We start from the raw sequence: 15,002 nt of genomic DNA on the forward strand, positions 1-15,002 counted from the left end.
GATCGGCACGTCGCAACACCCGGAACGCGCGCAGTCGCTGGATGCGCGCGTTTTTTATTGGCCTGATCGCAGCGACGGCACTCGCCGGCTGCAAGCGCAACGAGTCCGGGCAACTGCCCGAAGCCAGCGGCGATCCCATCAAGGCGCAGGCCGCCAAGGTGGAAGGCTTCGCCCTGGTCGGCGCCTATCCCGACCAGCACGACGGCGACCTGGCCATCGCGCTGGAGTTCAGCCGTCCGCTGGTGAGTTCGCAGGACTTCGACACGCTGCTGGTGGTGAAGGACGCTAACGGTGCCGCGGTGAAGGGCAGCTGGGTGCTGGACGACAAGGGCCTGGTGCTGCGCTTCCCGTCGGTGGAAGCCGCGAAGGATTACGAGGTTACGCTGAAGGCCGGACTGTCCGCCGCCGACGGCACGCGCCTGGGCAAGGACGACACGCACAAGGTGCATACCGGCGAACTCGATCCGGCGGTCGGCTTCGCGTCGCAGGGCAGCGTGCTGCCGGCCCGCGAAAGCCGCGGCCTGCCGGTGGTGTCGATCAACGTGCCGGAAGTGGACGTCGAATTCCTCCGCGTCACCGAAAAGCAGCTGCCCAAGTTCTTCGCCGAGTACCAGCGTGGCGGCCGCCGCGGCAGCTGGGACCTGGACAGCGAGTACGGCGACAGCACGCCGCTGGGCAAGCTGGCCGACCCCGTCTACCTCAACCGCTTCGTGCTGGGCGGCAAGCCCAACGAACGCGTACTGACCTACCTGCCCATCCAGGACATCCGTGAACTGCAGGATCCCGGCCTGTACTTCGCGGTGATGAAGCGCACCGGCAAGTTCGCCGGCGAGTTCGAGACCGCCTTCTTCACCGTCAGCGACATCGGCCTGCACACGCGCACCTACAAGGACAAGCTGTTCGTCCACACCGCCTCGTTGCGGGACGGTTCGGCGACCGGCAGCGTCGAGCTGAAGGTACTGGATGCCCGCGGCGAAGCCATCCTGGCCGGCAAGACCGATGGCAACGGCAATGCGTTGCTGAACTACACGCTCGACGCGGGCCACGTGCTGGTCGCCACGCGCGGCAAGGACATCTCGATGCTGCCGTTCAACCAGCCGGCGCTCGACCTGTCCGAGTTCGCGGTGGCGGGCCGTGAACAGGCATGGTTCGACGTGTTCGCCTGGTCGGGACGCGACCTGTACCGTCCCGGCGAGACGGTGCGCATTTCCGCACTGCTGCGCGACAACGACGGCAAGCCGGTACCGGCGCCGAAGCAGGGCGGCGGCCAGCCGGTGTTCCTGCGCCTGAAGCAGCCCGACGGCAAGGTGTTCCGCGAGACGCGCCTGCAACCGGGCGCGCAGGGCTATTTCAGCTTCGAACAGGCGATTCCGGTGGAGGCGCCGACGGGGCGCTGGCAGGTGGAGTTCCGCACCGATCCGGCCAGCAAGGACGCGGTGCAGGGCATGACGCTGCGGATCGAGGAGTTCCTGCCCGAGCGCATGAAGCTGGACCTGGACGCGGCGCCGGTGCTGAAACCCGGCCAGCCGCTCAAGCTCAAGGCCACGGCGGCGTATCTGTACGGCGCGCCGGCCAGCGGCAACCGCTTCACCGCCAAGCTGGCGGTGGCGGTCGAACAGCATCCGCTGGAGCAGTTGCCCGGTTACTTCTTCGGCGATCCGACGATGGAGTTGCCGAAGGAGGCCAAGGACGTCATCGACACCACGCTGGCCGACAACGGCGTGCTGGAAGAGGACATCGCGCTGCCGGCGGAAGCCAAGCCGCGCAGCACGATCGCCGCGATCGTGTCGGCCAGCGTCTACGAGACCGGCGGCCGCACCGTGAACCGCACGCTCAAGCGCGTGCTGTGGCCGGCCGATGCGCTGGTCGGCATCCGTCCCTTGTTCGACGACAAGGAGGGTGCGGATGCCAATGCGAACGCCGGCTTCGAAGTCGTGCGCGTGGATGCGGCCGGCAAGCCGCAGCCCGGCAAGCGGCTGAAGGCCACGCTGGTACGCGAGCTGCGCGACTATCACTGGAACCATTCCGACGACGGCGGCTGGGATTACGACTTCACCCGTCGCTTCGAGAACAAGGAGACGCGCGCGCTCGACGTCGGCGCGGGCGCGTCGAAGATCGACTTCCCCGTGGAGTGGGGCGAGTACCGGCTGGACGTGTTCGACCCGGCCACCGGCCTGACCACCCGCTATCCGTTCCGTGCTGGCTGGAGCTGGGACGACCAGAACCGAGGCCTCGACGCGCGCCCCGACAAGGTCAAGCTGGCGTTGGACAAGACCGGTTACAAGGCGGGCGACACGCTGAAGGTCACCGTCACGCCGCCGCATGCCGGCAAGGGCCTTCTGATGGTCGAGAGCGACCGCATGCTGTACGTGCAGGCGATCGACGCCAAGCCGGGCAGCACGTTCTCAATCCCCGTGACCAAGGACTGGGAGCGGCACGACGTCTACGTCACCGCGCTGGTGTTCCGCGGCGGCTCGGCGCCGAGCAAGATCACGCCCGCGCGCGCCGTCGGCGTTGCGCACGTGCCGATGGACCGTCGCGACCGTCGCGTCGCCGTCGGCCTGTCGGTACCGAAGCAGATGCGCCCCGAGCAGAACCTGCCGGTCACGGTCAGCGTGCCCGAACTCGCGGGACACACGGCGCACGTCACCGTCTCCGCGGTGGACGTGGGCATCCTCAACATCACCCGCTTCCCCGTGCCGGATGCGAACGCGCAGTTCTTCGCCCAGCGCCGGCTGGGCGTGGACGCCTACGACATCTACGGCCGCGTGATCGAGAGCTTCGAGGGCGGCAGCGCGAAGATGCGCTTCGGCGGCGACATGGCGCTGGCCGCGTTGCCGCAGGCCAAGCGACCGACCTCGCGTGTGCAGACGGTGGACCTGTTCTCCGGACCGGTGAAGCTGGACGGCAAGGGCAACGCGCGCGTCGCGCTGAAGGTGCCGGATTTCAACGGCACGCTGCGCGTATCGGCGCTGGTCTATTCAGATACCCGCTATGGCAACCGCGACCGCGAAACCGTCGTCCGCGCGCCGATCGTGGCCGAAGCCAGCCTGCCGCGCGTGCTGGCGCCGGGCGACAAGAGCACGGTGACGCTGGACGTGCAGAACTTCACCGGCAAGGCCGGCGCGTTCAAGGTGCTGGTGAACGGCGAAGGCCCGCTCAGCATCGGCGAAGGCGGCAGGAATGCCGAGCTGTCCGTCGATGCCAAGCGCACGCTGACGTTCCCGATCACCGCGGGCGAGGGCTACACCACCGCCCAGGTGCGCGTGCGCGTGGAGGGCAACGGCTTCAAGGTCGACCGCCGCTACGACGTCCCGGTACGGGCGGGCTGGCCGGCGGTGCTGCGCTCGCGCACGCAGGTGCTGGACAGCCTGGCGCCGGTCGAGATGGGCGCGGGCTTCGCCGATGGCCTGATGCCGGGCTCGGTCACCGCGCGCATGACGGTCAGCGCGCTGCCGCCGATACCGTTCGCCAGTGCGTTGAAGGGCGCGCTGGAGTATCCGTACGGCTGCGCCGAGCAGACCACCAGCAAGGGCTACGCCGCGCTGGAGCTGGATGACGCGACGGCCAAGCTGCTCGGCATCGATGGGTTGGAGGTGAAGAAACGCCGCGAACGCATGGAAGGCGCGTTCGGACGACTGGCGTCGATGCAGGTGGCGAACGGCCACTTCTCGATGTGGGGCGACGACGACTACGTCAACCCGGGCCTGACGCCGTACATCGCCGAGTTCCTGCTGGACGCGCGCGAAGGCGGCTTCGCCGTGCCGGACACCGTGCTCCAGAAGGCGCTGACCCGCCTCAATGAGGATCTGCTGGCCGGCGGCGCGCAGTTCTACGGCTACGACCGCCGCGACCACCTCAAGTTCGCGAACCAGGCCTACGCCGGCTACGTGCTCGCACGCGTCAACCGCGCGCCGCTGGGCACGCTGCGTGCGCTGTACGACAACGAGCGCGGCAAGACGCTCACCGGTCTGCCGCTGGTGCATCTGGGCATCGCGCTGTCGCTGCAGGGCGACAGGACGCGCGGCGCGAAGGCGATCGCCGAGGGTTTCGCCAAGACCGGCGACCGTCCGGAGTACCTCGGCGACTACGGGACGAAACTGCGCGACGATGCGCTGATGATCGCGCTGGTGCACGAACGCAAGCTGGCCAAGGCGGAGTACGACCGCCGTGCGATCTCGCTGGGGCGTGAGCTGGATGCCCGCCGCAACAGCGGCTGGATGTGGCTGAGCACGCAGGAGCAGGTGGCGCTGGCACGGCTGGGCAAAGCGTTGATGGTCGACCAGCAGAAGTTGGTCTCCGGCCAGTGGAGCATCGGCGGCGAGGCGGAAGCGATCGCGCCGGTGCGCCTGTTCGGCCGCAGCGTCGATCACGCGGCACTGGCGCGTGGCCTGCGCTTCACGCCCGAAGGTTCGCCGCCGCTGTACGCATCGCTGGACGTGGCCGGCATCCCGCGCAGTGCGCCGGCACCCGACGATCGCCAGATCGGCATCGAGCGCCGCTACTACACGACCGATGGCCAGGAGTGGAAGGGCGGCGCGCTGAAGGAAGGCGAGGCGCTGATCGTGCGCGTCGGCATCACCGCCAACGTCGCGATCCCGGATGCGCTGTTCACCGACCTGCTGCCCGCCGGCCTGGAGATCGAGAACTTCAATCTCGGCGATGCCAAGCAATGGGCCGAGGTCGTGGTCGACGGTATCTCGATCAGCGACCGCGGTGGTGCGGCGGACGTCAAGCACGAAGAGTTCCGCGACGACCGCTACGTGGCCGCGCTGAAGCTCGACCGTCGCAGCACCGCCAAGGTGTTCTACCTGGTGCGGGCGGTGACGCCGGGCACGTACACCGTGCCGCCGTCGCTGGTGGAGGACATGTACCGCCCGGACATCCGCGGCGTCGGCAAGGCGTCGCCGGCGACGATCACGGTGGTGCAGCCGTGAGGCGTTCCTTCTCCACGCACGCGGGGAGAAGGGGCCGGATCCATGGTCGCCGAGGGAGCGACGCGCGTCGCGACAGAGGGACGGTAGCGTCTCATCGCGACTCACGTCGCCCCCACGACCATACGCAGCGCGACAAGCCTCGATGCGAAAGCGACGTTTCCCCACGCTGTTGAGCTGTCTGCGCTGGGGTACCGTCGCCGTGCTCGTCGCGCTGCTGGTCCTCGATGTCGCCTTTCCACCACCGCTACCGAAGATCCGCGATACCAGCACGCTTGTGGTTGCGCGCGACGGCACGCCGCTGCGCGCGTTCGCCGATCGCGACGGCGTCTGGCGCTATCCCGCCTCTCCGGAGACGGTGTCGCCGCTCTATCTGCAGGCCCTGCTGAACTACGAGGACCGCTGGTTCTGGAAGCACCCCGGCGTCAATCCGTGGGCGCTGGCGCGTGCGGCCGGGCAGTTCGCACGCCACGGGCGGGTGGTGTCCGGCGGCTCCACGCTGACCATGCAGGTCGCGCGCATGCTCGACCGCCACTCGCGCACGCCGTGGGGCAAGGCCAAGCAGATGCTGCGCGCGGTGCAACTGGAAGTGCACCTGTCAAAGCGCGAGATCCTGACCCTCTATCTGGAACGTGCGCCGTTCGGCGGCATCATCGAAGGCGTGGACGCGGCGAGCTGGGCGTATCTGGGCAAGCCGGCAGCGCGGCTCTCGCATGCCGAAGCTGCGCTGTTGGCGGTGCTGCCGCAATCGCCGAGCCGATTGCGCCCGGACCGCCAGCCCGATGCGGCACGCGTCGCGCGCGACAAGGTACTGCAGCGCATGGCCGATCTCGGTGTCTGGACCAGGGACGAGGTCGACGATGCGCGCATCGAGCCGGTCGTCGCGCGCAGCCTGCAGGCCCCATTGAGCGCCGCACTGCTGGCCGAACGCCTGCGCCGGCAACAGCCACGCGCCTCGCGCATCACCTCCACCCTCGACGCCGGCCTGCAGCGCACGCTGGAGGAGCGCGTGCAAGGCTATTTCTCCACGCTGCCGGCACGCACGTCCGCCGCGTTGCTGGTGGTCGACAACGCCACGATGGAAGCCCGCGCCTATGTCGGCTCGGTCGCATTCGGCGATCGCGAACGGCTGGGGCATGTGGACATGGTGCAGGCGTGGCGCTCGCCGGGCTCCACCTTGAAGCCATTCCTGTACGGGCTGGCGCTGGACGACGGCCTGATCCATTCCGAAAGCCTGCTGGTCGATGCGCCGCAGTCGTTCGGCGGCTACCGGCCCGGCAACTTCGATGCCGCGTTCAATGGTCCGGTCAGCGCGTCCGATGCGCTGCGGCTGTCGCTCAACGTGCCGGCGGTGGACCTGCTGGACCGCGTCGGTCCGGCGCGCTTCTCCGCGCGGCTGGCGAACAACGGCTTGGTGTTGCGCTATCCGCGCGGCGCGCAGCCCAACCTGTCGCTGATCCTCGGCGGTACGGGCGCGCGGCTGGAAGACCTGGTGGGTGCCTACGCCGGCTTGAATCGCGGCGGACTGTCGGGGCGGGTGCGTTACACCTCGCACGATCCGGCCTCGGACAGGCGCCTGCTGTCGCCCGGCGCCGCGTGGATCATCCGCGAGGTGCTGGAAGCGCACCCACGGCCGGGCTACGGCAGCGGCGTGCTCGATACCGGCAACCGTCCCCGCGTGGCCTGGAAGACCGGGACCAGCTACGGCTTCCGCGACGCGTGGGCGCTGGGCAGCACGCGCCGCTACACCGTCGGCGTGTGGGTGGGGCGGCCGGACGGCACGCCGCTGCCCGGCCAGTACGGCGCGGTCACCGCGCTGCCGTTGATGTTCGAAGTCATCGACAGCCTGCCTCGCGCGCAGGGCGATGCGGGGCCTGTACCGCCGCCGGATGGCGTGGTCGAACACACAATCTGCTGGCCGTTGGGTACGTCGGCGGAAGCAGCGTCACCGACGCTGTGCCAACGCAAGCGCGATGCATGGACCCTCGGTGGCAACATACCGCCGACGTTCGCCGAGCGCGACGCGCGCCTGTGGAGTGCGGGCCTTGAACGTTTCGACGTGGATGCGCGCAGCGGCCTGCGTCTCTCCGGCGAGTGCGCGAGACCGCACGACGTGCGCAGCGCGGAGATCGCACGCTGGCCGGCGCTGGCATCGCCCTGGTTGCCGCAGCGCGAACGGGCGGCATCGCGCCTGCCGCCGCTGTCCCCGGATTGCCTGCCCGACGGCCGCGATGCCGTCGAAGAACTGCGCATCGACGGGCTCAACGATCTCGCCACGCTGGCCCGCGCGCCGGGCAGCGAGCACGGCGTGCGCCTGCAGCTCCGTGCGCTCGGCACCGGTACGCGCGTGCAGTGGCTGCTGGACGGGCGCTGGATCGCGGAGACGCGGGGTGCGCAGGCGTTCCAGCAGGATTTCACCGAAACGGGCGAGCACCAGCTCACCGCACTGGCCGACACCGGCGCGTGGGCGCGGGTGCGTTTTACCGTATTGCGATAGGCCGACACGGTCGGCGTACGTTTGCAGGAGCGGGTCATGCCCGCGAAGCCTGTCAGTGGAACAGTCGAAAGGCATCGCGCCCGAAGGCGCTCCTGCAGGAAAGCGAGACGCGGGGCGCGTTGACTCAGCCGATCTGCTCCAGCACGTGTTCCGCACCGGAAACCTTGTACTCGCCCGGCGCTTCGACGAACACGTTCTTCACCACGCCATCTTCCGCGTACAGCGCGAAGCGCTTGGCGCGCACGCCCATGCCGTAGGCGCTGGCGTCCATCTCCAGGCCGAGCGCCTTGGCCAGGTCGGCGTTGCCGTCGGCCAGCATCTGCAGGCCGTCGGGCACGTGCTGGGTCTTGCCCCAGGCCTGCATGACGAACGGATCGTTGACGGACACGCAGAAGACCTCGATGCCGCGGCTGCGGAAATCCTCGAAATGCTGCACGTAGCTGGGCAGGTGCTTTTCCGAGCAGGTCGGCGTGAAGGCGCCCGGCACGGCGAACAGGACCGCCTTGCGGCCGTCGAAGAGGGCGGCGGTGTCGACCGTCTCCACGCCGTCGCGGATGCGCTTGAGGGTGACTTCGGGGATGCGCTCGCCGATCTGGATGCTCATGGTGTTGCCTTGTCTGGATGGAAACTGAATCCAGTGTAGCGCGCCCGTGTGGTGACGCCGTCACGGCCTTGAAACGGTTGGCCGCGCGCCTATTTTTCCGGCCATCGGCGCCGCCGTGGTGGCGCCCCTTCCGAGGAGACACCAAGATGAGCATCGTGCAGTACAACCCCTGGGGCAACACCCGCGGCCTGCAGGACGAGATCAAGCAGGTCTTCGACCGCTTCCTGGGCGAAGCCGACGCGGACCAGTCCAACGTCGTGACCAGCCAGTGGGCCCCCCGCGTCGACATCCGCGAGGACGGCGACCGGTTCGTGATCCTGGCGGACATTCCCGGCGTGGACCCGCAGGACATCGAGATCCACATGGACAAGGGCATCCTGACCCTGCGCGGCGAGCGCGTATCCGAGAAGAAGGAAGACGGCGGCCGCTATTCGCGCATGGAGCGCGTGCACGGCACGTTCTACCGTCGTTTTTCGCTGCCGGACAGCGCCAATCCCGATGGCATCACCGCCACCGGCAAGCATGGCGTGCTGCAGATCGACATCCCGAAGAAGCCGGAAACCACCCCGCGCCGCATCCAGGTGCAGTGACCCCGCCGGGCCTGCCGGAACACGGCAGGGCCACGGGCGTAGCGATAGAATCGGCCCGTGGCGCCCGCGTCGCGGGCCGTTCTTTTTCCGATGCCGTGCGTCGGCGCGGTATCCGTCTGCGGAGATTCCATGCAGTTCAAGGACTATTACGCGGTGCTGGGCGTGGAACCCGGCGCCGGCGATGCGGAGATCAAGACCGCCTACCGCCGGTTGGCGCGCAAGTACCATCCCGACGTCAGCAAGGAAGCGGGTGCGGAAGACCAGTTCAAGGCCGTCAACGAGGCGTACGAAGCGCTGCGCGATCCGCAGAAGCGCGCGGCCTACGACCAGTTGCGCGCGCGCGGCTACCGGCCGGGCGAAGAGTTCCGGCCGCCGCCCGACTTCGGGCGCGGCGGCCCCGGTGCGCAGGACTTCGACTACGAGGAGATCTTCGGTGGCGCGGGCGGCGGCAGCGGCGGATTCAGCGACTTCTTCGAGGGCCTGTTCGGCCGGCGGGCACGCCCGGAGCACGGTGCGCCCCGTGGACCGCAACCGTCGCGCGATTCGCGCGCCAAGCTCGCCGTGCCGCTGCAGGCGGTCTACGACGGTGGGAGCGTGCGGGTGAACGTCAACGGCAAGCAGCTGGACGTGAAGGTCCCGAAAGGCGTCAAGCCCGGCCAGGTCATCCGGCTCGCCGGGCAGGGCACCCAGGGCGGAAACCTGCTGCTGGAAGTGGAATACGCACCGCACCCGCAGTTCGAGGTGGATGGCCGCAACATCATCCACGTGCTGGCGCTGACGCCGTGGCAGGCCGCGCTCGGTGCCACGCTCAGCGTGCCGACGCTGGGCGGCGAGGTGGAATTGAAAATCCCCGCCGATTCCGATTCCGGCCGCAAGCTGCGGTTGCGTGGTCGTGGACTGCCCGGGACGCCGGCGGGCGACCAGATCGTGGAACTCGAGGTCACCGCGCCGCGCGCGGAGACGGACGAACAGCGCGACGCCTACGCGGCGCTCGGCAAAGCGTTCGGCGCCTGACGCGGGTACCGCAATCGGCGATGCTGGACGGCGCGTCGTACGGGGGTGGCTAAAAATCCGCCATCCGTCTTGACAGCGTGGCGGCGCAAGGGCGCGCGATGGTTATCCACAGTTTCGTGCAGCCTCCATCCACATCTCCTGTGGAAAACCCGCCGTCTCCGGGCGCATTGCCGCTCCGGAAACGACCGCGCCACCCGAAGGTGGCGCGGCGTACGACAGGGCTCGTCGTGAAGGTGCTTACTTCACCGGCGTGGCGGCCGGTGCTGCGCCTTCGGGTGCGGTCAGCCCACGCTTCTCCAGCAGCGGTTCGATCTTCGGATCGTGGCCGGCGAAGTCGCGGAACAGCTTCATCGCATCCTGGCTGCCGCCCTGCGACAGCAGCGTCTTGCGGAAGTGGTCGCCGTTCTCGCGCTTCAGGCCGCCGTTCTGCTTGAACCACTCCACGCTGTTGGCGTCCAGCACTTCCGACCAGATGTAGGCGTAGTAACCGGCCGAGTAGCCGCCCATGATGTGGCTGAAGTAGGGCGTCTTGTAGCGCGGCGGCACCGGCGCGTAGTTGATGCCGTCGGCCGCCAGCGCGGCGGCCTCGAACTTCATCACGCCGTCGGCGGCGGGTACCTGGTCGGCGGTGATCTGGTGCCAGCGCTGGTCCAGCATGGCCGCGCCCAGGTACTCGGTCGTCTTGAAGCCTTCGTTGAACTTGGAGGCGGCGATCACCTTGTCCAGCAGTGCCTGCGGCAGCGGTTCGCCGGTCTTGTAGTGCTTGGCGTAGTTGGCCAGGATCGACGGCCAGTCGGCCCACATCTCGTTGACCTGCGACGGGTACTCCACGAAGTCGCGCGGCACGCTGGTGCCGCTGAAGTACGGGTACTTCACGTCGGAGAACATGCCGTGCAGCGCATGGCCGAATTCGTGGAACGTGGTGGTCACTTCGTCCCACGTCATCAGCGTGGGCTCGCCTGCCGGCGGCTTGGGCACATTCAGGTGGTTGGCGACGACCGGCTTGTCGCCGCTCAGGCCCGACTGCGACACGTACGAATTCATCCACGCGCCACCGCGCTTGGAGTCGCGCGCATATGGGTCGAAGATGAAGATCGCCAGCTGCGATCCGTCGGCGTTGAAGACGTCGTAGGTCCAGGTATCGGCGTGGTACTTCGGCAGGTCGGTGCGCTCCTTGAACGTCAGGCCGTACAGCTGGGTGGCGGCGAAGAACACGCCATTCTCCAGCACGTTCTTCATCTCGAAGTACGGCTTGAGCTGCGACTCGTCGAAGTTGTACTTCGCCGCGCGCACCTTCTCGGTGTAGAACGCCCAGTCCCACGGTTCCAGCTTGAAGGTCGGCTGGCCCTTGGCCTTTTGTTCCTGGTCGATCATCGCCTGCAGGTCGGCGGCCTCGCGCTTGGCGTTGGCCACGGCGGCCGGCGCCAGCTTGCCGAGCATCGCGTTGACCGCTTCCGGCGTGCGTGCGGTCTGGTCTTCCAGGCCGTAGGCGGCGTGGTTCGGGTAACCCAGCAGCTTCGCGCGGTCCGCGCGCAGTTTCATGATGCGCGACACCAGCGCGGTGGTATCGAACTCGCCGCCGCGGCTGCCGCGCGCGACCGAGGCTTCGTGCAGGCGCTGGCGCAGCGCGCGGTTGGTCAGCTGCGATTCCGGCGGCTGGCCGGTGGTGTTCAGCAGGGTCAGCACGTACTTGCCTTCCAGGCCGCGCTTCTTGGCGGCTTCGGCGGCGGTGGCGATCTGGCCCGGCGTGAAGCCGTCGAGTTGCTTGACGTCGTCGACGACCACGGCCGAGGCGTTGACTTCCTTCAGCACGAAATCGCTGAACTGCGTGCCCAGCGAGGCGAGTTCGGCGTTCATCGCCTTCAGCGTGGCCTTGTCGGCATCGTTGAGGTTGGCGCCGGAGCGCACGAAGCTGGTGTGGTAGCGCTCGATCAGGCGCACGCCCTGCGCATCCAGTCCCAGGTTGTTGCGCTGGTCGTACAACGCCTTGATGCGCGCGAACAGCTTCGGATTCAGGCTGATGGCATCACCGTGCGCGGCGAACTTCGCCGAGTAGTCCGCGCGCAGCTTGTTGCGGGCGTCGTTGGTGTCGGTGCCGACCAGGTTGAAGAACACGGTGGTGGCCCGGTCCAGCACCTGGCCGGACTTCTCCAGCGCGATGATGGTGTTGTCGAACGTCGGCTTGGCCTTGTTGTTGGCGATCGCGTCGATCTCCTTCAGCTGCTCGGCCATGCCGGCATCGAAGGCGGGCGCGAAATCGCTGTCCTTGATCTTGTCGAACTGCGGGTAGTGCAGCGGCAGCGGGCTTTCGGCGAAGAAGGGATTGGCGGCCTGGGGCGTCTGGGTGGCCGGCGTGGCGGCCTGGCTGTAGGCGGGCATGGCGAGTCCGAGGGTCGCGGCAAGCGCGAGGGCGAGGCGGGTGGTCATGAAGCGCTACGTCCTTACAAAGATGGATTCCCAAGGGTACCGCAGCGGGAAAGGCCGGACCCATGACGAAAGGCATGGGCGGCGGGATGGCCGGCGGCCTCACGCTGCGGCGGATCGGCGCGCCTGCGCCCCTGCCGGAGAACCCCGTGAAGCCTGTCCTTGCCTTCTGCTGCGCGATGTTGCTTGCCCCGTCCGCGCTGGCGGCCGAGACGCTGAAGTACGTCGCGTTGGTCGACGGGGGCAAGAAGGCAGGCGAACAGACGGTCACCGTCGACGAGGACGGCACCACCCGGGTCGACTTCATCTTCAAAGACAACGGGCGCGGGCCGGAACTGAAGGAGGAATTCCGGCTTCGCGCCGACGGCACCTACGATCGTTACCAGGTGAAGGGCGCCTCGACGTTCGGTGCGCCCGTGGATGAGACCTTCACGCGCCACGGCGATACCGGCACCTGGAAGAGCACTTCCGACCATGGCACGCACGCCTTTACCGGCACCGCCCTCTACACCCCGCTGGGCGGCACACCGGCCGCGATGTCGGTGGCGCTGGCGGCACTGGCCAAGCGGCCCGACGGGAAGCTGCCGCTGGTGCCGAGCGGCACGCTGACGCAGCGCAAGGTCGCGTCGATGGACATCACCGGCGGCAAGAAGAGGCAGACGGTCGACCTGCTGGCGCTGACCGGCATCGGCTTCACGCCCAGCTTCGTCTGGGTCACCCGCGAGGCCGAGCCGCGCCTGTTCGCCTACATCTATCCCGGCTTCCTGCAGCTGATCGAGGACGGCTGGCAGGGCAGCGCGAACGCCCTGGAAGCGCGCCAGAAGACCGCCGAGCGCGAAGCGCTGGTAGCGTTGCAGCAGCGCCTGGCGCATCCGCTGCCGGGCACCACGCTGGTCCGCAACGCGCGTGTGTTCGACAGCGAGAAGGCCACGCTCGGCGCGGCATCCGACGTCGTCGTGCGCGATGGCAGGATCGTGTCCGTATCGCCGGCGGGCAGGGCGGACGTCACGGCCGACACTGTGGTGGACGCGGGCAACCGCGTGCTGCTGCCGGGCCTGTACGACATGCATGTGCATGCCGGCAACTGGGAAGGCGGGTTGCACCTGGCCGCGGGCGTGACCAGCGCGCGCGACATGGGCAACGACAACGCCACGCTGCAGCAGCTGATGGCGGAAGAGCGGGAAGGCACGCTGATGCACCCGCGGGTGATCCCGGCCGGCTACATCGAAGGCCAGAGCCCGCATTCCTCGCAGGGCGGCTTCGTCGTGAAGGACCTGGCCGGCGCGAAGCAGGCGATCGACTGGTACGTCGAGCACGGGTATCCGCAGATCAAGATCTACAACTCGTTCCCGAAGGAGATCCTGCGCGACACCACCGCCTACGCCCACCAGCGCGGCATCCGCGTCAGCGGCCACGTGCCGGCGTTCCTGCGCGCGCAGGACGTGGTGGAGCAGGGCTACGACGAGATCCAGCACATCAACCAGGTGATGCTGAACTTCTTCGTTACGCCGGAGACCGACACGCGCACGCTCGCGCGTTTCTACCTGGTCGCCGACAGGACCGACGGACTCGACTTCGACAGCCAGCCGGTGCAGGACTTCATCGCCGAACTGGCCAGGAAGCAGATCGTCATCGATCCGACGCTGGCGACGTTCGAGTTCATCCACCAGCGCGAAGGGCAGCTGTCGCCGATCGTCGCCGACGTCGCGGATCACCTGCCGCCGGACGTGCAGCGCAGTCGCCGCGCGGCGGAAATGGACATCGCCGACGATGCGACCGGTGCACGCTACAAGCGCAGCTTCGACAAGCTGGTCGAGTTCACCGGTCGCATGTACCGCGCCGGCGTGCCACTGGTGGCGGGCACGGACGAGCTGCCAGGCTTCACCCTGCAGCGGGAACTGGAGTTGTACGTGCAGGCCGGGCTGACGCCGTCGCAGGCGCTGCAGGTCGCGACCTGGAACGGCGCCAAGTACAGCCGTACGCTGGATGATGCGGGTTCCATCGCACCCGGCAAGCGTGCCGACCTGGTGCTGGTGGACGGTGATCCGACGGCCGACATCGCCGACATCCGCAAGCTGGCGCTGGTCATCAAGGACGGCCGCGCGTACTACCCGGCGGAGATCCACGAAGCGCTGGGCATCACGCCGTTCGTGCCGGCCATCAAGGTGCAGCCGGTGCGGTGAGATGGCTGTTGTAGGAGCGACGTCAGTCGCGACCGCAGACTTAGGAGTGCGTCAGCCATGCGGTCGCGACTGACGTCGCTCCCACAGAAGGGCAGGCTTACGTCAGGATCGCGTAGCGCCGCCAGATCCACGACAGTTCGTACAGCAGCGCCGCCACGGCGAAGATGCCGTGGAAGCGCGGGTTGCGCGTGGCGATGGCGGCCAGGCTCGCGAGCACGAACGCTGCATTGCGGAACCCGTATTCCGGGCCCAGCTGTTGCAGGTAGGCCTGCCCCTTGATCAGCGTATCGCCGATGTCGACCACGAACATCAGCGCCAGCAGGCCGAAGAACCAGCGCCGCCGCGCGTAGAAGTACTCGCGGTAGCCGGTGCCTTCCGGCAGCGATTCGGGGAACACCAGCGCGCACAGCAGGTACAGCAGCAGCGCATACAGGGTGATGTAGAGATACAGCGAGAAGTTCCAGTGCGACTGATGGGAAAGGCTGAACTGCCACCACCAGAAGTGCAGCAGGTAGAAGAACATGAAGCCGGCCCAGAGCAGGTGCACGCCATGGACCGGGTGCGCGTGCGGCCGTTCGATGATGCGCGCCACGTGGCGCAGCAGGTGGGTCAGCCCCAGACCCACGATCATTCCCATCAGGATGCGGATGTGGATGTAGAGGTTGGCGTGGCTGGCGGGATCGGCGGCTTGCATGGCGGCGTCCATGGTCCGGTGCGGGCCCACGTTAGCGGATCGACGCCCGCCTGCCCACCTTG

At 68.1% G+C, this 15,002-nt stretch carries 8 protein-coding genes; 5 read left to right on the forward strand and 3 right to left on the reverse strand.

The annotated features are described in order from the left end of the window. Positions 1-41: 41 nt before the first annotated feature. The gene (locus AC1Q5B_RS17280) at positions 42-4,937 is read left to right on the forward strand and encodes an alpha-2-macroglobulin family protein (RefSeq protein WP_492632817.1); all 4,896 of its coding nucleotides are present in this window, start codon (positions 42-44) and stop codon (positions 4,935-4,937) included. A gap of 142 nt (positions 4,938-5,079) precedes the next feature. Next, the gene (gene pbpC / locus AC1Q5B_RS17285; RefSeq protein ID WP_492632704.1) at positions 5,080-7,431 is read left to right on the forward strand and encodes a penicillin-binding protein 1C; all 2,352 of its coding nucleotides are present in this window, start codon (positions 5,080-5,082) and stop codon (positions 7,429-7,431) included. A 124-nt stretch (positions 7,432-7,555) separates the two neighbouring features. On the opposite strand, the gene AC1Q5B_RS17290 is transcribed toward pbpC, so the two are convergent. Continuing rightward, positions 7,556-8,035, reverse strand: a complete 480-nt coding sequence (locus AC1Q5B_RS17290) for a peroxiredoxin (RefSeq protein WP_492632705.1) — start codon at positions 8,033-8,035, stop codon at positions 7,556-7,558. 146 nt (positions 8,036-8,181) lie between these two features. Between AC1Q5B_RS17290 and AC1Q5B_RS17295 the strand changes: the two genes are divergently transcribed. Continuing rightward, on the forward strand, positions 8,182-8,625 hold the full coding sequence (locus tag AC1Q5B_RS17295) for an Hsp20/alpha crystallin family protein (RefSeq protein WP_492632706.1): 444 nt from the start codon (positions 8,182-8,184) through the stop codon (positions 8,623-8,625). A gap of 129 nt (positions 8,626-8,754) precedes the next feature. Next, on the forward strand, positions 8,755-9,639 hold the full coding sequence (locus AC1Q5B_RS17300) for a DnaJ C-terminal domain-containing protein (protein WP_492632707.1): 885 nt from the start codon (positions 8,755-8,757) through the stop codon (positions 9,637-9,639). Positions 9,640-9,876: 237 nt separating this feature from the next. Here AC1Q5B_RS17300 and AC1Q5B_RS17305 read toward each other — a convergent pair whose 3' ends face one another. Continuing rightward, on the reverse strand, positions 9,877-12,066 hold the full coding sequence (locus AC1Q5B_RS17305; protein ID WP_492632708.1) for a M3 family metallopeptidase: 2,190 nt from the start codon (positions 12,064-12,066) through the stop codon (positions 9,877-9,879). A gap of 62 nt (positions 12,067-12,128) precedes the next feature. Between AC1Q5B_RS17305 and AC1Q5B_RS17310 the strand changes: the two genes are divergently transcribed. Next, a complete protein-coding gene (locus tag AC1Q5B_RS17310) occupies positions 12,129-14,246 on the forward strand; it encodes an amidohydrolase family protein (RefSeq protein WP_492632709.1) in 2,118 nt (705 codons plus the stop codon). A 97-nt stretch (positions 14,247-14,343) separates the two neighbouring features. Here the strand turns inward: AC1Q5B_RS17310 and AC1Q5B_RS17315 are convergent, their stop codons facing one another. After that, the gene (locus AC1Q5B_RS17315) at positions 14,344-14,952 is read right to left on the reverse strand and encodes a hypothetical protein (RefSeq protein ID WP_492632710.1); all 609 of its coding nucleotides are present in this window, start codon (positions 14,950-14,952) and stop codon (positions 14,344-14,346) included. Positions 14,953-15,002: the final 50 nt, after the last annotated feature.

Source organism: Pseudoxanthomonas sp. GW835-FHT14C01 (assembly GCF_058793715.1).

Excerpts from the sequence above, each read along its gene's own strand:
- AC1Q5B_RS17305 (WP_492632708.1), bottom strand. The coding sequence starts at position 12,066 with ATGACCACCCGCCTCGCCCTCGCGCTTGCCGCGACCCTCGGACTCGCC.
- AC1Q5B_RS17300 (WP_492632707.1), top strand. The coding sequence starts at position 8,755 with ATGCAGTTCAAGGACTATTACGCGGTGCTGGGCGTGGAACCCGGCGCC.
- AC1Q5B_RS17295 (WP_492632706.1), top strand. The coding sequence starts at position 8,182 with ATGAGCATCGTGCAGTACAACCCCTGGGGCAACACCCGCGGCCTGCAG.
- pbpC (WP_492632704.1), top strand. The coding sequence starts at position 5,080 with ATGCGAAAGCGACGTTTCCCCACGCTGTTGAGCTGTCTGCGCTGGGGT.
- AC1Q5B_RS17310 (WP_492632709.1), top strand. The coding sequence starts at position 12,129 with ATGACGAAAGGCATGGGCGGCGGGATGGCCGGCGGCCTCACGCTGCGG.
- AC1Q5B_RS17280 (WP_492632817.1), top strand. The coding sequence starts at position 42 with ATGCGCGCGTTTTTTATTGGCCTGATCGCAGCGACGGCACTCGCCGGC.
- AC1Q5B_RS17315 (WP_492632710.1), bottom strand. The coding sequence starts at position 14,952 with ATGGACGCCGCCATGCAAGCCGCCGATCCCGCCAGCCACGCCAACCTC.
- AC1Q5B_RS17290 (WP_492632705.1), bottom strand. The coding sequence starts at position 8,035 with ATGAGCATCCAGATCGGCGAGCGCATCCCCGAAGTCACCCTCAAGCGC.